General features: G+C 73.1%; 16 protein-coding genes. 9 read left to right on the forward strand and 7 right to left on the reverse strand.

The window, feature by feature from the left end; genetic code table 11:
- Positions 1 to 3: 3 nt before the first annotated feature.
- Together ACIHEI_RS34125 and ACIHEI_RS34130 are read right to left on the reverse strand one after the other, a co-directional pair.
- Positions 4 to 579: a GNAT family N-acetyltransferase gene (locus ACIHEI_RS34125; RefSeq protein WP_396609468.1), complete on the reverse strand. Its 576-nt coding sequence runs from the start codon at positions 577 to 579 to the stop codon at positions 4 to 6.
- The gene (locus ACIHEI_RS34130; protein ID WP_396609469.1) at positions 576 to 1,862 is read right to left on the reverse strand and encodes a hypothetical protein; all 1,287 of its coding nucleotides are present in this window, start codon (positions 1,860 to 1,862) and stop codon (positions 576 to 578) included. Before ACIHEI_RS34130 ends, ACIHEI_RS34125 begins: the two co-directional genes overlap by 4 nt.
- A 245-nt stretch (positions 1,863 to 2,107) precedes the next feature.
- Here ACIHEI_RS34130 and ACIHEI_RS34135 point away from each other — a divergent pair, with 245 nt between their 5' ends.
- The 3 genes from ACIHEI_RS34135 to ACIHEI_RS34145 all read left to right on the forward strand — a co-directional run bounded on the left by ACIHEI_RS34135 (position 2,108) and on the right by ACIHEI_RS34145 (position 3,779).
- Complete coding sequence (locus ACIHEI_RS34135; protein ID WP_396609470.1) at positions 2,108 to 2,509, forward strand: hypothetical protein; 402 nt, start codon at positions 2,108 to 2,110, stop codon at positions 2,507 to 2,509.
- Entirely contained in the window at positions 2,506 to 3,057 is a 552-nt protein-coding gene (locus ACIHEI_RS34140) for an ATP-binding protein (protein ID WP_396609471.1), read from the forward strand. Before ACIHEI_RS34135 ends, ACIHEI_RS34140 begins: the two co-directional genes overlap by 4 nt.
- Before the next feature lie 146 nt (positions 3,058 to 3,203).
- A complete protein-coding gene (locus tag ACIHEI_RS34145) occupies positions 3,204 to 3,779 on the forward strand; it encodes a hypothetical protein (RefSeq protein ID WP_396609472.1) in 576 nt (191 codons plus the stop codon).
- Here the strand turns inward: ACIHEI_RS34145 and ACIHEI_RS34150 are convergent.
- Both ACIHEI_RS34150 and ACIHEI_RS34155 read right to left on the reverse strand, forming a co-directional pair.
- Entirely contained in the window at positions 3,776 to 3,910 is a 135-nt protein-coding gene (locus tag ACIHEI_RS34150; RefSeq protein ID WP_396609473.1) for a hypothetical protein, read from the reverse strand. The two genes, ACIHEI_RS34145 and ACIHEI_RS34150, sit on opposite strands and share 4 nt — an antisense overlap.
- A 568-nt stretch (positions 3,911 to 4,478) precedes the next feature.
- On the reverse strand, positions 4,479 to 7,187 hold the full coding sequence (locus ACIHEI_RS34155; RefSeq protein WP_396609474.1) for an ATP/GTP-binding protein: 2,709 nt from the start codon (positions 7,185 to 7,187) through the stop codon (positions 4,479 to 4,481).
- Positions 7,188 to 7,412: 225 nt separating this feature from the next.
- Here ACIHEI_RS34155 and ACIHEI_RS34160 point away from each other — a divergent pair, with 225 nt between their 5' ends.
- Positions 7,413 to 7,712 (forward strand): hypothetical protein, encoded by a 300-nt coding sequence (locus tag ACIHEI_RS34160; protein ID WP_396609475.1) that lies wholly within the window; start codon positions 7,413 to 7,415, stop codon positions 7,710 to 7,712.
- On the opposite strand, the gene ACIHEI_RS34165 is transcribed toward ACIHEI_RS34160, so the two are convergent.
- Positions 7,676 to 9,490 (reverse strand): zeta toxin family protein, encoded by a 1,815-nt coding sequence (locus ACIHEI_RS34165; RefSeq protein WP_396609476.1) that lies wholly within the window; start codon positions 9,488 to 9,490, stop codon positions 7,676 to 7,678. The genes ACIHEI_RS34160 and ACIHEI_RS34165 overlap by 37 nt on opposite strands.
- A 184-nt stretch (positions 9,491 to 9,674) precedes the next feature.
- Between ACIHEI_RS34165 and ACIHEI_RS34170 the strand changes: the two genes are divergently transcribed.
- The 5 genes from ACIHEI_RS34170 (at position 9,675) to ACIHEI_RS34190 (ending at position 12,086) form a co-directional block, all read left to right on the forward strand.
- Positions 9,675 to 9,950, forward strand: coding sequence for a hypothetical protein (locus tag ACIHEI_RS34170; protein WP_396609477.1), 276 nt, complete (start codon positions 9,675 to 9,677; stop codon positions 9,948 to 9,950).
- A 5-nt stretch (positions 9,951 to 9,955) separates the two neighbouring features.
- A complete protein-coding gene (locus ACIHEI_RS34175) occupies positions 9,956 to 10,324 on the forward strand; it encodes a hypothetical protein (RefSeq protein ID WP_396609482.1) in 369 nt (122 codons plus the stop codon).
- Positions 10,325 to 10,539: 215 nt separating this feature from the next.
- Complete coding sequence (locus tag ACIHEI_RS34180; protein ID WP_396609478.1) at positions 10,540 to 10,863, forward strand: hypothetical protein; 324 nt, start codon at positions 10,540 to 10,542, stop codon at positions 10,861 to 10,863.
- Positions 10,860 to 11,123, forward strand: a complete 264-nt coding sequence (locus ACIHEI_RS34185) for a hypothetical protein (protein WP_396609479.1) — start codon at positions 10,860 to 10,862, stop codon at positions 11,121 to 11,123. The genes ACIHEI_RS34180 and ACIHEI_RS34185 overlap by 4 nt, the downstream gene beginning before the upstream one ends.
- Positions 11,124 to 11,207: 84 nt before the next feature.
- Entirely contained in the window at positions 11,208 to 12,086 is an 879-nt protein-coding gene (locus ACIHEI_RS34190) for a hypothetical protein (RefSeq protein ID WP_396609480.1), read from the forward strand.
- Between the two features lie 60 nt (positions 12,087 to 12,146).
- On the opposite strand, the gene ACIHEI_RS34195 is transcribed toward ACIHEI_RS34190, so the two are convergent.
- Positions 12,147 to 13,187: an IS30 family transposase gene (locus ACIHEI_RS34195; protein WP_396609483.1), complete on the reverse strand. Its 1,041-nt coding sequence runs from the start codon at positions 13,185 to 13,187 to the stop codon at positions 12,147 to 12,149.
- Positions 13,188 to 13,675: 488 nt separating this feature from the next.
- Positions 13,676 to 16,207 (reverse strand): Helicase associated domain protein, encoded by a 2,532-nt coding sequence (locus ACIHEI_RS34200; RefSeq protein ID WP_396609481.1) that lies wholly within the window; start codon positions 16,205 to 16,207, stop codon positions 13,676 to 13,678.
- Between the last annotated feature and the right edge of the window lie 607 nt (positions 16,208 to 16,814).

A 16,814-nucleotide genomic window follows, 5' to 3' on the forward strand; every position in this document is an offset into this window, starting at 1 on the left:
GTCTCAGGCTCGCAGCTCCAGCAGCAGGACGTGGTGCGGCGCAGCGCCCTCCCACGGGATCGCGGTGCCGGCGTACTGGTAGCCCCAGGCGCGGTAGGCGGCCTGCGCCGCAGTGGCCTCCGGCCGCGAGTTGAGCATCACCCGCTCGTTGGCGTTGGTGACCGCCTCGGTCAGCGCGGTGTGCAGCCGGGTCGCGACGTGCTGGCGCCGCCAGGCCGGCCGGACCGCCAGCTCGAACAACCCGAAGGTCCGCTTCCCGTCCTCGCGGCGCAGCTCGTCCGGCACCGGGGTGGTGAGGGTGTCCCACCACCTGGTGCTCGCGGCGAGCGGGTAGCCGTACGCCATCCCCACCACCTGGCCGTCCGGTGCGGTGGCGATGGCGGCGAGGAAGCCGGCCTTGCGGGTCTGGGAGCGGAAGCGCTTGAAGGCGCGGTCGACGTCGGCCGGGGTGGTCTCGCCGTACGGCGGCTCGGCGAACGCCTCGCGGAAGACCTGCCGCAGCCCGTCCTCCAGCCGCGCGGTCTGCTCGCCGTCCAGTACCCGCACCTCCACCCCGCCCGCCCCGGCCTGCTCGCTCACCGCGTCCTCCCGCTGCTCCTGGTCGTGGTCGTGAAGCCGAGGGCGCGCAGCTGCTCCACGCAGTCCCGCGCCGCCGCCGTGTCGATCCGGCCCGCCGCCGAGGCGACGGCGCGCAGCCGGTCGGTGAGCCGGGCGGAGGTCATACCGCGGGCGGAGGTGGCGGCGGCCAGCGCCTGGGCAGCTGCTTCCTCCATGTCCCCGGCGGCCAGCAGCACCTCCGCGAGGCGGGCCCGGTAGAGCGCGCGGTTGCGCGAGTAGCCGTCGCCGAGTTGGGAGAGGGCGGAGCGCAGGAACGGCACGGCGTGCAGCGGGTGCCCGGTGGCGGTGTGCCAGGCGGCGGTCGCGTAGTCGACCTCGACCTGCCCGGCGAAGGCGGTCCACGCCGGCGCGTCGGTGTCCGTGTCGGAGCGGTCGTGCCAGGACAGCGACTGCGAAAGCGCGCGGCGCGCGGCGGTGTGGTCGCCGGCCGCCGAGAACGCGCGGGCCTGGCGCAGCGCGACCACCGAGCGCACCCTCGGCCCGCCGTGGTGCTGGGCGAGGTCGCCGGCGGCGGTGGCGGCCGCCACCGCTTCCCAGGGGCGCTTCTGCTCGACGGCGAGGAGGGAGAGGCTGTCGAGCGCGCGGACCTCCAGGAGTGGATCGCCGACCAGGCGGGCGGAGGTCAGCGCCTCGGCGCAGGCGGTTCGCGCCTTGCCTGGCCGCCCGGCGTCGAACTCGATCCACCCGAGGTGGGAGTGCACGGTGCCGGTCAGCGCGTGCAGGTCCCGGCCGACGCGCTCCAGGTAGGTGCCGCCGACCAGGACGGCGTCCAGCTTCTTCAGGACCCGCGCGGCGGCCTTCTGCGCGGCCCGCCCGCCCTGGCGGTGGTCCACGGCGTAGAGGCCAGCGACATCGGCGGCCAGGCGCTGGACGTCGCCGGCACCGATCCGCCGGCCCGCTCGGGCGGCGGGCAGGACCGTGGCGCCGAGCACGGCGCCGACGTCCACCACGAACCGCCTGCGTTCCACACGGTCAGTGTGCCCGCCCACGGCCGACGCACTACGGCGCTCGGCGGGCACGGTGAAGCCCATCTCCTCCAGCGGGACGCCGAGCAGCGCCTCCAGCACGGCCTGCTGCCCGGGGTGGGGCAGCGGCGGCTCGGGCGACTCCCAGCGGCGCAGCTGACGCACGCTCACCGCGGCCGCGACGTCAAGCTGCTTGGCCATCGCGGCGAACGCCACGACGAAGGTCTCCTGGGTGTGGCCGGCGGCCTTGCGCAGCCCGGCCAGCGTCCGCGTGCTCAACGTGTCCCCTCTCCTGCCTGACACCTTGTCACCAGCGGCCGGGCGCCGGGGTGGAAACGTCCGGTGAAACGTCCGGTCGAGCGGATCCACGCGGTGCCCGCCGGGCGGTGAACTGGATTCGTGCCCGCGGTGAGGGGCCGGGATTCCCGGTTCTTCACCGCGCAGGCCAAGCGGCGCATCCGGTACGTACCCATGCCGACGGCGGCCGCAGTCATCGATGTGTCGTCACCTTCCGGGAGTCCTTGATGCCGTCCAACGCGCCCGCACCCATCGGCCCCGGCCCGGCCGCCACCAGACCGCCCCGGCAGGACCGAGCCGTCGCGTACGTGTGCGCCGAGCCCGATCCGGTCTCCGTGGCGATGTTCACCGCCTGGTGCGAGCAGCGGGCCGCCGGTGACGGCTGGACGGTGGTGGAGACCGTCGTCGACCCGGACGACCTGGTGCCGCTGGCCGAACGGCCGGGCTGGCAGCGCGTCACCCAGCTGGTCACCGAGGGCCAGGTGGGCGTGGTCGTCACCATCAACCGCCGGATGGTCGCCAACTGCGCGACCGCCTGGGCCCGCCTGTCGGACCTTCTGCAGGGGCTCGGCGTCGTGCTGACCATCAGCGGCGCCCGCACCTGTCCTCCGCCGGGACAGCCGCGGTGAGCCGGCCCCGGCGGCGCCCCCTGGAGTACCGCCTGACGGTCACCGCCATCGACATCGACCCGGCCGAACGCGCGGCCTGCGTCGGCTTCGCCCGCAGCGCGCTGCGCTCCACCGCGACCGGCTGGGGCATCACTCACGCCGCGCTGGACGACCTGCTCACCGTGGCCTCCGAACTCATCGCCAACGCCGCCACCCACAACGGCCCTGGCCGTATCGCCGTCACGCTGCGCCTGGCCCCGCCCGGCGATCGGCTGCGCATCGAAGTCGCCGACGGCGGCAGCGGCCTGCCCCGCCCGCAGGCCCGGTTCGGTGACGACGAGGAGGTGACGGGCCGCGGGCTGCTGATGGTCGCCGCCCTCACCGACGAGTGGGGAACCAGGCAGGCCGCGACCGGGAAGACGGTGTGGGCCGAGCTGATCCTGCCGACCCCCATCGACATCCCCGCCGTCGCCCGCCAGACCCGCCGCGCCGCCGACCTCGCCGACGTCGTCACCGCCTCCCGGCTGCGCACCCTGCCGCTCCCGGTACCGGCCGTCCCCGTGGCGTAGCAGTCAGCCCCGGGTCGCCCCACAGAGCCCCTGGCGGGCTTGACGACGACACCAGGCCCGCCAGGCAGCACCACAGCACCACCTCAGCTCCACCCGCGCCGGAAGCCGTCCGGCCCGGAACCGCGAGACCCGAGGAGTTGTTCCGCATGACCGAAACCGCCCTGCCCCAGGCCGACCTGGTCGGCCGCCGCGCCGCCGAGATCCTCACCCGGATCGAGGCCGACCCCGAGTTCCCGGCCTTCGAGGCCGCCACCCTCGAGTACTCCAGCGACTGGCAGTGCTTCACCGGCTTCCCCACCATCGAGCGCTGGAACCTGGACGCGGACAAGGGCCCGCTGCTCGCCGAGGGCCTGTGCGCCCTGGCGCTCAAGGCCGCGGTGTTCGAGCTCACCGGGGACGAGCGGGCCGCCGAGGTGGCGCTGCCCGTGCCGGTGGACGAGATGACGCACGCGATGATCGCCCAGCCGCAGCTGCTCGCCCGCATCGCCGAGCGCACCGGCTTCACCCTGATCCACCAGACCGACCAGGAGCACACCGACTACACCAGCGGCGGCTACACCCACGCCGCCTACCGCGCCGCCTGGAACGCCGAGCCGCCCACCCGCTACTGGCTCGACAAGGCCGAGGTGGACCGGCGCCTGGCGATCCTCGCCGCGAAGTACGACTCGATCGGGATGGGCCGCTCCGGCCGCGAGCACTCGATCGACTTCGCGGCGGCCTAACCCCCCGACAGCGCGCGGCGCATCACCGCGAGCACCTGGTCCTCCGGGAACCGGGTCAACGCGGCGGCCTCGGCGCCGGCCAGCACCTCGGCCAGATCCTCCGAGGCCGCGCCGCGCGCCAACTCCCCCACCCACCCCGCCAGGTCCGCCAGCTCTTCGGGCAGGCCCGGCGGCAGCGCTCCCGCGTACGGCGCGGGAGACCTGCGCTCCCGGCTCTGCCCGCTCGGCGCCCCGCTTCCCCCGGCGGGCCGCCGAGTGACTGCAGGGCCGGGCCCGCTGCCCAGGACGCCGGCAGCGGCAGCGGCTACGGCCCGTCCAGGCCCCACCTGGCGGGCCGTAGCCGCGTCCCCAGCCGCCGCGGGTGATGTCGCCGGCCGCGGTGCGCGGGCGGGCACCGGCACGCCGTCGGAGGCGTACCGGCCCGGCGGCAGGCCCACCTTGTACGGGTGCACACAGACCGGCACCCCGGCAGCCGTGTACCGAAAGCCGTCCGACGGATCGAACGGGCACTCCCTGGTCGGCCGCTCGAAGACATCGAACCCGCCGGCCGGGAACCTCACCGACGGGCAGATCCAGCACACATCGTGGTCGCTGTCCTCATCCACGAACGGCTCGGTATCCACCCTCCGAACCCTACCGACGGACCACCACCCGCCGTGGCCGCTCTGCAACACCAAGTAAGAAGGCCGTGGAGCTCGTTTAGTTTGTTGCGGCGGCGTCGCGCAGGTGCTGCTGGCGGGTGGTGACGAGGGTGCGCCAGCGAGTGCGGACCATGTCCGCGCTGTCGAGCCAGGCGGTGCCGGACCAGGTGGCGGGCTCCCGGTCGGCCATGAACGCCATGATGTCGCGGTAGTAGGCGTAGTCGCCGCCGGCGGTGAGGTCGCGCAGGCGCTCTTCGACTGCCGCGAGCGCAGTGTGGTCGCCAGTGACGGCGTGGTGGAAGGCGGCCGCGAGTTCGATGGTCGGTGCGACCGCGGTCAGGCCGGCCATGGCGGCTGCGGCGCGCAGCGCTTGGGCGCGTTCGGCGACCCCAGAGGTGCCGGCATCGCGGAGCAGGGCGGCGGTGCGCACGGTGAGAGTGGTGGCCTGCTGGTTGAGGCCGGTGAGCAGCTGCTCGGCCAGGGCGATCTCGGCGTCGCCGGCGGCCGGGTCGGCGAGGGCGGTGACCAGGGCGAGCTGGGCCTGGCAGATGGCCTGTTCGCCGGCGACGGCGTGCTGCTCGGCTTCGGCGCGGCCAGCCCGGTAGGCGGCCGCAGCCTGATCCATGTCGCCCTGGAGCCACCACAGGTCCCCGTAGATGCGCTGCTGGCGGCCCTCCCAGCCGACCTGCTGGGCGATCGTCAGTGCGGCGGGCAGGTCGCCGGCGATCCGGGCCAGGTGGGCGAGCCCGCGCCGGGCGCGAGGGGCGAGCGCGGTGGTGCCATCGGCGACCTGCCGCATGCCCTGGTAGGAGTCGCGGCCGTGTCCGAGATCCCGCTGGGCCTTGGCCCGGTAGTAGCGGGCCAGGTCCGCCAGGTCCTCTGGCAGCAGGCCGGTGTCGAGGACCGCGGTGAGGCGCTCGACGGTGTGGTCGCGGTGCTCGCGTTGGCGGCCAGCGACGGCGGAGAGCACCTCCACCAGTGCCTCGGCGGCCGTGTCCAGCGGCACCGCCGCCGTCCCGTCGGCGCCGGCGCTCGTTGCTGACGGTCCGCCGGCCGCAGGGGCGGGCGGGTCGAGCGGCTCCCAGACGGAGTCGGCGATGTAGGCCCAGGCGCCGTCGGCGAGCCAGCCGAGCGGCAGGGCATGGTCGCGGGCGAGGCGCAGGCCCTGGCGCAGGCAAGCGACCAGGACCCGGCGGCCTTCGTCGGCGCGGGTGCTCCACTGGTCGCCGAGTGCGGCCAGGGCGCGGGCGGCGGCCTGGTGCCAGTCGGCTTCGGCCCAGGCGTCGTCGGTGCGGTCGGTGGCGGTGCGCAGGGTGGAGGCAACCAGGGCGTGCAGGTGGTAGGGCCAGATCCCGAGGGGGTCGTGGCGGACCAGCGGCCGCTCGGCCAGGCGGTGGGCTGCGGCCTGGCGGGTCAGGCCGGCGGTGCGGGTCGCCAGGTCCAGATCGAAGGCGTCCAGGAGGGAGGCGGCGCGCAGCACCTGCCGCTCCTCGCCGGTCAGGTCCTGGAGGGTGCGGGCGACCAGCACCGCGAAGTCGGTCTCGAAGTCGGCCGGTCCGGGGGTGCGGCCGGCGCGCTGCAGGGCGAGGTAGCGCTGGACGGCCAGGTCGAGGTGGAGCGGCAGCCCGTGGGAGCGCTGGGCGATGGTCTCGCGGACTGCGGCCGGGATCGTCGGCGCACCGGAGGTGTCGGTGAGCCGACGCTTCAGGTAGTCCTCGGCGTCCTCCATCGAGAAGTCCCCGATCAGGACCTGCCGCGGCCCCGACCCGGTGCCCGGCGCGCCAGTGCGGGCGGCGGGCACCGCGCGGGCTGCCAGGCCGGGCCAGGCGGTTGGGCCGGTGTAGTCGAGCTGGCCGGCGAGCGCTTCGTCGGCCCACTGCAGCCGGTTGCGCCCGCAGATGACGAACAGGGCGTTGGGCATCAGCCACACCAGATGCTGCAGCAGGCGTTCGGCTTCGCGGTAGGTGCGGTCACCGACGGCCTCGAAGGTGTCCAGCACCACCACCAAGGTGGTGGCCTTCCCAGTGGGCAGGCGGGTCAGCTCCCAAGCGAGCAGGTGCGGGTAGTAGGAGAGCGACTCCAGGCCCGGCTCGGCCTCCAACAGGTCCGCCAGCCGGTGGCAGCCGGCCAGCGCGGCCAGCTTGCGGTGCCGCTCGCGCAGCGCCCGGGCGAGCGCCACCGTCACGCGCCCGGCCGCGGTGCCAACCACGCCGGGCAGCGACAGCAGCGAGGCGGCCTCGGAGATCGCGGACTTCACCTGTCCGGGCAGCGCCCGCCCGAACTTGCCGGCCAGGCCGGAGCGCTGCAGATACTCCTCCAGAGGCTCGCCCGGGTGCACCGTCGACCAGTAGCGGTGCAGCGCGAGGTCGAAGGCGGGCATCGGTCGGCCGACGTGCCGGGCCAGCGCCAGGCGCAGGGTCAGCACGATCTGCTCTAGGTCAGCACCGGCCGAGCTGGCCAGGTCGATGCGCACCGGCAGGATCCGCCGGCCGGCCAGCCAGGACGGCTGCGGCCATTGCGTCGGGCGCTGCTCGGGGTCGGCGAGCGAGGCATCGATGGTGCGCGCCAAGGTGCTTTTGCCGATGCCGCCGACTCCGAAGAAGGCGATGACATTGCGCCGCGGCGCTTCCAGGTCCTGGACGTCGAAGTCAGGCCGGGCGGTGTGCTCCAGGTGCTCTCCGAGTGCGGCGGAGAATGCCTGCCACTGCCCCTCGCGGTTGGTGACCGGCTCGGCGGCCACCGTGCTGGTGTCGTTGGTGCTGAACAACGACCTCAGGTCCCGCCCCGCCACTCGAACCCCCGCGCCGTTGTCCCTGTGCTGACCGATGGTCAAACGCTACGCGTACCTGCGGCTCTCCATCCGGGGTTCGGCCGAACCCCACCCTGGCTCCTACTTCGGAGCGGCACAGCACCGCGGATCCAGTGCGGGGCGCCGGGCGGTCGGGCACGGAGAATGGGTGGGTTGCCCACATGGACCCCGAGGCGGTTGACCATGCACGATCCCGAGAGCCCTGCCGACGCGAACGGCGCCGACGAATCCGCTGACAGCCCGTCAGGGGCGAGCTACGAGAGCGCGCGGGAGGTGCTGCGCCAAGTGCTGGCCGCGTACAGCGAGCGGATTGTGGCCGAGCGGGGCAGGACGCCTGTCGACGCAGCGCTGCTGCACCGGCTACTGACCGAGCGCCGCCAGGCCCGCTCGGACCAGCAGAACCTGCTGGAGGCGGGTGCGGTCGAGGTGGCGCGGGTGCAGGAGTTCTACGAGGCCAGGCTCAGCGAGCTGCTCGGCCCGTAGGACGGGGTGCGCCGGGCGGGCAGAGCGAGCACGGTGGGCTGCCCGAGCCGGTGGGGCTGCAGGCGGGCGGGCAGCAGCGGCCAGGCCAGGCGGGTGATGGCGTCCACGTCGTCGCGGTATTGCGGCAGCGCCGCGCGCAGCTCGCGCTGCAGGTTCAGGAACCGCAGAGCCTCCTGCTCGTCGTAGGGCCGCACCCGGCCGGCGGCCAGCACCAGCGCCGCCCGGGCTGGCTGGGCCCAGCGCCCGTCGGCGTCGAGGTCGTTGCGGTAGACGGCGGTTCCGTCGCGGCGCACCACGGTGACCTGGTCGACCGCGGCCTGCGCCTCGGTGGCCCGCACGGCGTCCAGGACGGCGGCCGCGCACCGGTCGTGGCCGGCGGCGGTGGTGTACCGGGCGGTCGGGACGCCGCTGCGGCTCGCCTGGGCGTAGCGCAGCGCGGTGCCCTGGCGGCTGTCAGCCTCCCGCACGTCCAGGACCACCAGCTCGACCCGGTAGCCGGACCGGCGCCAGGCCGAGGCGCTGGCCAGGACGTCGCGGGCGCTGCCGGGGGCGACCTCGAGCACGGCGTCGCCGCGCTGGGCTTGGACGTGCGCCTCGGCCCTGGCCTGCCACGCCTTGTAGTCCGCCCGGATCCGCTCGCTCGCGGTGCGCGGCTGCTCGCGCAGCAGCCGCAGGTAGTCGGGGTGGTATGCCTTGTAGTCGTCGCCGCAGACCAGTGTCGGGCGCCGCTCGCGCAGCGCGCGCATCACCATCCGGGACGCCCGGCTCTTGCCCGCGCCCGGCGGGCCCATGACGACCACGCAGATCGGCTGCTGGTGCGGCGTGATCTCCCCGAGGTCCTCCAGGACCAGGTTCTCCCAGATCCAGTGGTGCTCCTCCTGGGAGAGCCGGTGGTAGTCGACACCGGGGGGCTGGAGGGTGGGCTGGGCGATGCGGCGCACTGGCTCGGCCAGAGCCGCGGCCCGCTCCGCGTCGCGCAGCGCCACCAGGCGGTGCGCCTGGCCGATCTGCTCGTGGTGGAGCTCGCGTTCGGCCCGGGCCAGGCAGCGTCGGAACGTGGCGGTCTCCCGGTCGCTCCAGGGGCGGACCAGCTCGTCGGTGACTGCCTGCCCGGCTCTGGCCGGGCGCAGCCAGTGCCCGGCGGAGAGCTCGTTGGCGTACACCGGAACCAGGTCGCGCCGCACTACGGCGATGCGGTCCACCAGCTGTTCAGCCTCGATGCGGGCCACGGCCTGCGGCAGCGACCTGCCGGCCCGGTCGGCGTTCTCCCAGGACACGAAGCGCCCGCCGTCCCCGGGGCAGGTGCGCAGCGCGGCTGTGTAGCGCTCCAGCCGGCCCAGCGCGCTCTCGGCTGCCGGGGCGACCACGACCAGCAGCTCAGTGCGGTAGCCCGCAGCCCGGTACGCGCCGGCCTCGTCCAGGCCGTCCAGCACCGTCTCCACCACCACGTCCAGGCGCAGGCGAAGAGCCTGCTCCTCGACCGCGGCCCGCCAGCGCCGGGTATCGCAGCGCACTCGCGCCCCGGCGGTGCGCGGGTCGGCGGCCAGGTACTGCCGGTAGCGGGGATGGGCGTCCTTGTAGAGGTCGCTGCAGACCCTCACCGCACCGCCGCGGCGCGCCAGCACTGCCATGACCAGGTCGGCGGCGGTGCTCTTGCCCGCCCCGGGTGCCCCGGCCACCAGCACGACCACCGGCCGCTCCTGGGGCACGGCCCCGGCGAGCGCGGCGGGCAGGATCACTCGCTCGAAGACCGCGCCGCTCTCGGCGTCGGACAACACGTCTGCGACCGCACCTTCCTCTCCCACCAGTGCTCCTCACTCACGCGTATCCGGACAGACCGGCCGGTCAAGGGCAGCAGGTCGCCGAGTGCCCTTCCCGCAGCATAGCGGGTACGTACCCGTACCCGTACCCGTACCCATATGGTCGTGGCGTGTACGGGTACGTACCCGTATGCTGTTCGGGATGAGAAAGGAGCCCCTGATGGCCGACGCCAACCTGCGCGTGCCGGCGGAGACCCGCGACCGCCTGGCCGCTCTCGCCGAAGGCGAGCACCTGTCGCTGCGCGCCTACCTCGCCCGCCTCGCCGACACCATGCTGACCCCGGCCGAGCGCGCCGAGCGCGCCGAGCAGGCCCGCCAGAAACTGGCCGCCTGGACCGGCTACAGCCCCACCGAGGCTGACACCCGCCAGCTGGACGCCGAGCTCGACCGCCGCCTGGCCCAGGCGGGCGGCCTGTGACCGCGCTGCACGTCGTCCTCGACAACACCGCCATGGTCGCCGCCGGCCGCGGCAACCAACTGGCCTCCCGCCTGATCCACCGCGCCCACGCCGAGGCCGGCTGGTATCTCTACGCCCCCGCCTGCGCCCTCGTGGAGGCCGACCGGGAACGCCCCGGCACTGCCGAGCACCTCGCCGCCCTGCCGGCGGTCGTCGTCCTCGACCTCGACCTGCCCGCGGCCCTGGCGGTCGCTGCGGACGACACCTGGGCCCAGGCCCACACCCGCTACGCCGCCGCCCCGACCCCGGAGCGCCCGGACGGCGCGGTGGTCGCCACCGTCGACCCGCATCGCTGGAAGGGCCAGCCGGTGCGGATCATCGACCTGACTCCCTGAGCTGCGCCCCGCGCGGACGACAGCAGCGGGCCCGGGTTCAGGAGTGAGCAGCACTCCTGAACCCGGGCCCGCGCGCTTCAGGCAGTTCGGTCTGCAGCGGTGTCAGACGCCCCAGCCGCTCTCGGCCTGGACGCCCCAGTTCCTGGGCGCAGCTGCCAGGTTCCGGGTCGGGGCCCAGGCTCATGGGCGAACACATTTTCGATTAATCTGGAGGTGTGACGACCGCCGTTCCGTTCTCGACACCGCGCCACGCGAACCCCTTGCCCGGGGACGCGGTGGAGGCGCCCGCCTCGCTGATGTCCGGACCTGGGCGCAGCTGGCAGACCGAGCCGCGCTGGCGGTGGGTCGAGATCCGCCTCGGTGGCCAGTGGCTTCCGGGCCGGGTCGAACGCTGGCGGCTGCACCAGGGCTCCCCGCAGTGGGTGGCGCTGGTGCGCTGGGGACCTGACCTGCTCGCCTGGGCCTGGTACCTGTACGACCCGGAGACCATCCGTCAGGTCCCGGAGCCGGCGCCCGGGTCCGGCCCGACCACGTGGTGAGCTCGGACGACGCCGCAGCCGCCGGCGACCTCGCCGACGCTCTGCAGGGGTTCGCCGACCGGGCCGCCGGCCCCGGCGCCACGGGCGAGGTCTGGGTCACCATCGGCACCCCGCACGACGTGGAGCAGCGCACCGTCCAGCTCCCGCTCAACATCGCAGACTGGATCACCGAGCTGATTCGCGAGGAGGCCCAGGCCCTGGAGGCCGGCATCTCCGGCCAGGGCCCGTTCGACGGGTTCAGCACCGCCGAGGACTGGTGAGCCCACGCACGGGCCGCCGTGCGAAAACTATGCCCGCCCCTGGGTCCCGCAGGTGTTCAATCGGTGCTCACGAGGAGGTTCACGGTGAACACTGATCTGGGATTCATGGACGGCACCCGGCTCTGGCTCAAGGAGCCGACGAGCCACACAGTGGTGACCCTGCTGCCTGGGGTCGGCTGCCACCGCCTCGTGCTGCGCCTGGAGGTCGACCCGGCCAAGCTCGCCGGCGGGTGCACCCTGGTGCAACTGGGTGGCGAGCTGTACGCGGAGCACGGCGGCGGCATGCGCTGGCTGGGCTCGCTGGTCCCTGCGGCCGTGGGCCTGGCCGACAACGGGGTGGCCCGCAGTGCCGACCTGTCGGTGCCGCTGACCAACGAGCAGGTCCTCGCGCTGGAGAAGGAGCGCAACGGCCAGGACCTGCAGCTGCGGATCGATATCACCGCGGTCCTCCCGCAGAGCACCACCTACCCGACGGCGACCACCCAGGACACCGTGCGGGTGCCGGCCAGCACCTGGGAGAGGCAGATCGAGGCGGTCAGCCGCGGCATCTTCTTCACCGTCACCGTGCCGCTGCCGCTGGACGAGGGCCCGCTCGCCAAGGCCGCCGCCCACCTGCGCGCGGCCGACCGGCAGATCACCGCCGGCGAGTACGCCGACGCCATCCGCGAGACCCGCCTGGCCATCGGCGACATGCGCGACATGAAGGTCTGGCCTAAGGACGTCACCAAGAAGAGCAAGGAACAGGACCAGGCCGAGCGGTACGGGGTGCTGCTCGACCAGCTCAAAGGGATGGCCGACGGCTACGCCGAGCTGATCCAGGGCGTGTTCAACCAGGCCAGCGGAGTCCAGCACCAGGACGGCGCGCTCGCCCGAGCAACCTGGGTGCGGGCGGACGCGGTCGCGCTCAACGGCATGGCCGTCTCCCTCCTGCACCGCCTTGCCGAAGAACTCCAGGTCCGCTGACAGCCCGGAGGCCCCCACCCGCTCCTTGGGTTCCAGGGGTCGTCGCAACACCAGTTGGTTTTAGGTAGTGAGTAGATCACGTAGACGCTCGGCTGGGGTATCCCAGTCGAGCGTCTTGCGTGGGCGGCCGTTGAGTTCCTGGGCGACGTGTTCGAGGTCTTCGGGGCTGTGGACGCTCAGGTCGGTGCCCTTCGGGAAGTACTGCCGCAGGAGCCCGTTGGTGTTCTCGTTGGAGCCGCGTTGCCAGGGTGAGGCGGGGTCGCAGAAGTAGACGGGCATGCCGGTGGCCATGCTGAACTGCTTGTGGCGTGCCATCTCGGCGCCCTGGTCCCAGGTGAGGGAGCCGCGCAGGTGAGCGGGCAGGGTCTGGATGGTGCGGACGAGGCCGTCGCGGACGGTCTCGGCGTCGTGGGCTCCGTCGGGCAGGTGGACCAGCATGGTGTAACGGGTGGTCCGCTCGACCAGGGTGGCGATCGCGGAGCGCCCGGCCGCGCCGATGATCAGATCGCCTTCCCAGTGGCCGGGCACGGCCCGGTCCTCGATCTCGGCGGGGCGGTCGCTGATCATCACCATCGGGTCGACGAACCGCGGCGTGCGCCGCTCGGGGTCGCGGCGGGGTTTGCGGCGGGTCCGGCCGGAGCGGACCGCTGCCTGCACCTCCCGCTTCAGGCCGCCACGGGCCTGGAAGTACAGCGCCTGGTAGATCGTCTCCACGCTCACCCGCATGCTCTCGTCGTCGGGGTACTCCTTGAGCAAAGCGTGGCAGATCTGCTCCGGTGACCACCGCCTGCGCAGCCCGTCCTGGACGAAGCCGCGCAGCCGTCCCTCATGCAGCAGCTTGCGGTCCTTGGGCCGGAGCCTGCGCGTCGCCGCCGCCCGGTGGGCGGCGTAGGGCTGGTAGCCCCCAGTACCGGAGTTGGCGTCGATCTCCCGCTTGACCGTGCTCGCCGGCCGTCCCAGGGCCCGCCCGATCGCCCGCAGCGACTGCCCCGCCGCGTGAAGATCGCGGATCCGTTCGCGCTCGGCCAGCGTCAAAAACCGCGGGTGAAGCTGCTTCTCCAAGGCCGTCAGGCCCACCGGTGCCGTGGTCACACGGCACATCGTGACGGTCCCCGCCGCGTAGTCGACACGGCGCCCGTCGGCATAGGTGCGCGTGGTGCGGGTCTTCTTGACGCCCCAGTCCCAGTCCTTGGCCGTGCGCTCGTTCACGCCGACCTGCCGGGCCGCTACTCGACGCGCGACACCCTCGGCCCGAAGCCGCTCATACTCGTCCCGCCCGGGATGCCGCCGCGCCAGCCGCTCCGAACGCCGTCCGGTCTTCCGAGCCCAACCGAACGCGGTGTTCCGGTTCACCCCCAGCTCACGCGCCACCACGGTCACGTTCCCCACGGCATCCAGCCGCGCAAGGAAACGCTCCCTCAACCCCGCAAGATCATCACGCTCAACGGCCACGGTCCTCGCAACTCCCACAGATCGCGGGTGTTGCGAGGACCGTTAGAACCCAAGCTCGGGTGAGGGCCTCCAGCGCTTTCTCAGGGCGGCAGCAGCGTAGCGTCCGGCCCCGGACACCGGCCCCGCCCGGTGCGGGCCTACCAGGCCACTCCCAGGGCCTCCAGCTGCCCGAGCTGCTCGGCGGTGAGCTTGTCCCGCCTCGCCTTCTGGTTGTTCAGCCAGGTACCCAGCGACGTCCCGTCCTCCTTGTGCGCGCGCGGCACCTTCGCGTGGCCCTCCCGCTCGACGAACGCGGCCAGCGCCGCCAGGCCGAGCTGGAACCGGTCGGTGCGCGACACCTTCGGCTTCGCCGCGGCCACCGCCCGTGCGGCCGCCAGCTCCTGGTCCTCCTCGATGCCGATCGCGGCCAGCAGGTCCTGCTGCTCCTGGTGGAGCTCAGCCCAGCCGGCCCGCTGCGCCCGCACCCACCGGCCGAGCTGCTCGCCTTCGAACGTCGTCTCCAGCGGCAGTTGCGCCCAGTCGACCCGGCCGTCGGACTCCAGCCACCACTGCCGCGCCACGGCGTAGCTGCGCTGCCAGGTGATCGGCCAGGCCGGGCACCACCACGGGTCGATCTCCTCCAGCGCGGCCCGCCGCTCCGGATCCAGCGCGCCCGGCTCGCCCCCGGGCACCTCGGCCGCCGCCCGCAGCCCGGCCAGCCACCCGCCGATCGCGTATCCGCCGATCGCCGCCCGCGCCGGCGCCGCCAGCGAGCCGCCGTGCTCCTTCGCCCAGACCCGCGCCCAGTCCAGGCCGGCCTCGAACCGGGCGTCCGAGACCGACCAGATCATGCCGAGCTGCTCCAGCATCTCCACCCGGTGTCGCGGCAATTCACCATTCGCGAACTCCACCCGGCGCTGGGTGAGCCATTCCCCGAGCCGGTAATTCCCCTGCTCACCGACCCGCGCGGAATACGGAACATCCAATCCTCCGGTCTCCTCGAACCATTTCCGGCAGTGCCCGATCCCCTCCCGCCACAGCTGGTTTTCCCCGGTCAGCACGCGCGTGGCGATGAACAGCGCCAGCACGTCCTCGCCGACCTTGCTCTGGAACCGCACCGGCAGCGAGAACGCCGGCGTCCCCGCCCCCTCACCCTCACCAGGCGCGAACTCGGCCTCAGCGCTGCGCCCGGTGGTGCGCCTCCCCGACTTCTGCGGCACAGCCAGGGCCTCGACCACACGCGCGTCGTGCGACCGGATCGCACTGAGGATCTTGACCAGCGGACCATAGGAGTCCGACTTCAGAATGTCCCCTGGCTCCTCTCCCGGCTGAAGGAAAACCGGCACGATCAGGCTCGCGGTCTTACCCTCCCCGGGCTTCATCCGAAGGGCACGCCCAATGGCCTGGACGATATCCACCATGCTGCCCCGCCCCTGGAGCAGCACCGCATCCGCATTCGGAATATCGACACCCTCACCGAGCACCTTGCAGTTCGACAGCACGGCATGCGTCAGCCCCTCGTCCTCCTCGGCCGTTCCGAAGTCTCCGATGATCTCCTTTCGGAAATCCACCTCATGCTCACCGGACAGCCACTGCGCCCAGAACTCCGGCGGATACTTCTCGGGATTCTCGTTGTGCAGCTTCTCCACGGCCTGGTTCAGCGTCTCCGAGAAATACCGGGCCTCGATCGTGCGGTTGTGGAACGTGATGGTGCGCCGCAGACCGCGCTCCACACAGGTCTTCACCAGCCCGGCCTGGATCGCGGCGATCCGCTCGGCCGGCACCTGGTCCTCCTCGCCGTCCTCGGCCTCACCCACCCCGGGCCCCCACGGCACCGGCTGCTTCTCGGCCGCCTTGCGGTCCGCGCCCGGGTCGCGCAGCTCCAGCACCACCACCTCAAAGGGGGCCAAAAGTTTCCGGTCGATCGCCTCTGCCAGGCCTAGCGATACGACCTGCGGGCCGTAGACGCGCTGATCGTCCATCGATACCGCCAGCTCCTCCGGCAGCGGCTGCACCGCCCCCTCCCGCTGCCGCACCCGCGACTTCGGCGGCGCCCAGATCCGCGGAGTCGCCGTCATGTACAGCCGCCGCAGCGCCGGGATCTCCGCGTGGTTGTTGACGACCGTCCAGGTCTTCTCCACGTGGCCCGAGGACCGGTGCGCCTCGTCACAGACCATCAGGCCCAGCGGGGGCAGGGGCTCCTGCCGCTCGTCGTAGTAGCGGTAGGTGTCCTTCAGCGCCCCGGCCGAGGTGTAGGTCGCGAACAGGGTCAGCGGCCGCCGGCGCTTGGCTGCCTCCTGGATCCACCAGCCGATCCGTAGCGGCCTGGTGCTCGCCCCCACCCCCAGCGGCAGTTCGCCGTCGACCAGCGAGCAGACCGCGTGCATCTCCCCGGAGCGGCCGGCCTTTCGCCACTCACCGATCATCTGCACCAGCAGGTCCAGCGTGGGCACCACGACCAGCACCGTGCCCCGCGGCGCCAGCGCCTGGGCGGCCCGCGCCCCCACGAAGCTCTTGCCCGACCCCGTGGCCATCTGCGCCGTCACCCGCAGACCCTGCGGCGGAGCGATGCGCCCCGGACGCGGCGTCAGGCCCCGCACGATCGCCTCCAGCGCCTCCATCTGGTGCGGGCGCAGGGTGATTTCCTCGGACTCCTGAGCGTCCGTCAGGACCGGCTCCACGATGCTCACAGAAAGGTCTCCCCTCGAATGCCCCGGACCGCACCCGGGATCTGACAGGAACTGCTGACGGTGCGTTTCTGATACATCCACCGGCCGGGCCGAAAGGCCAGAGCGGACCGGAATTCACGCCCAATGCGAGCGGCATCACGAAGCCTATCAGCCCTGCCGACGGAAAACCGGAGAATCCCGAAACGGGCGAGTCCACTCACCCGATCCGGCAGGGTTCCCCGACAGGCAGCAACTGATACACTAGGTCCGTGACTCACCCTGCCAGGGTAGCGCACCCCGCCCGCCGACCGCAGGAAAACAGTGGCCTGGACCACGGTCTAGACCAACCCGAGAGGAGTGAAGCCGACCCGCACGCGCCCCCTCGCGCCACCCCTCCCCCAGTCAGCCTGTAGTGAGATTAGCCAATTTCCCAGGTCAGTGATGTGATCCGGCATCAGCCGGTGGGGCCGGCGGAGCGAAGCGGAGCGGCCCGAGCCCCGAAGGGGCGAGAGGCTGACCGAAGGTCAGCCAGACCCGCGCAGCGGGTCCACGGGTGCGCGAAGCGCACCCGCCATCGCCCGAAGGGCGATGCGAACGAGGGCCGAAGGCCCGAGGGACCCGCTGCGCG

The sequence above is a fragment of the Kitasatospora sp. NPDC051984 genome (genome assembly GCF_044593455.1).
In the GTDB taxonomy this organism is placed as follows: Bacteria; Actinomycetota; Actinomycetes; order Streptomycetales; family Streptomycetaceae; genus Kitasatospora.

Bases quoted from the DNA above. Each gene is read 5' to 3' on its own strand.
- ACIHEI_RS34135 (WP_396609470.1), top strand. From the start codon at position 2,108: ATGCCGTCCAACGCGCCCGCACCCATCGGCCCCGGCCCGGCCGCCACC.
- ACIHEI_RS34145 (WP_396609472.1), top strand. From the start codon at position 3,204: ATGACCGAAACCGCCCTGCCCCAGGCCGACCTGGTCGGCCGCCGCGCC.
- ACIHEI_RS34160 (WP_396609475.1), top strand. From the start codon at position 7,413: ATGCACGATCCCGAGAGCCCTGCCGACGCGAACGGCGCCGACGAATCC.
- ACIHEI_RS34170 (WP_396609477.1), top strand. From the start codon at position 9,675: ATGAGAAAGGAGCCCCTGATGGCCGACGCCAACCTGCGCGTGCCGGCG.
- ACIHEI_RS34195 (WP_396609483.1), bottom strand. From the start codon at position 13,187: ATGTGCCGTGTGACCACGGCACCGGTGGGCCTGACGGCCTTGGAGAAG.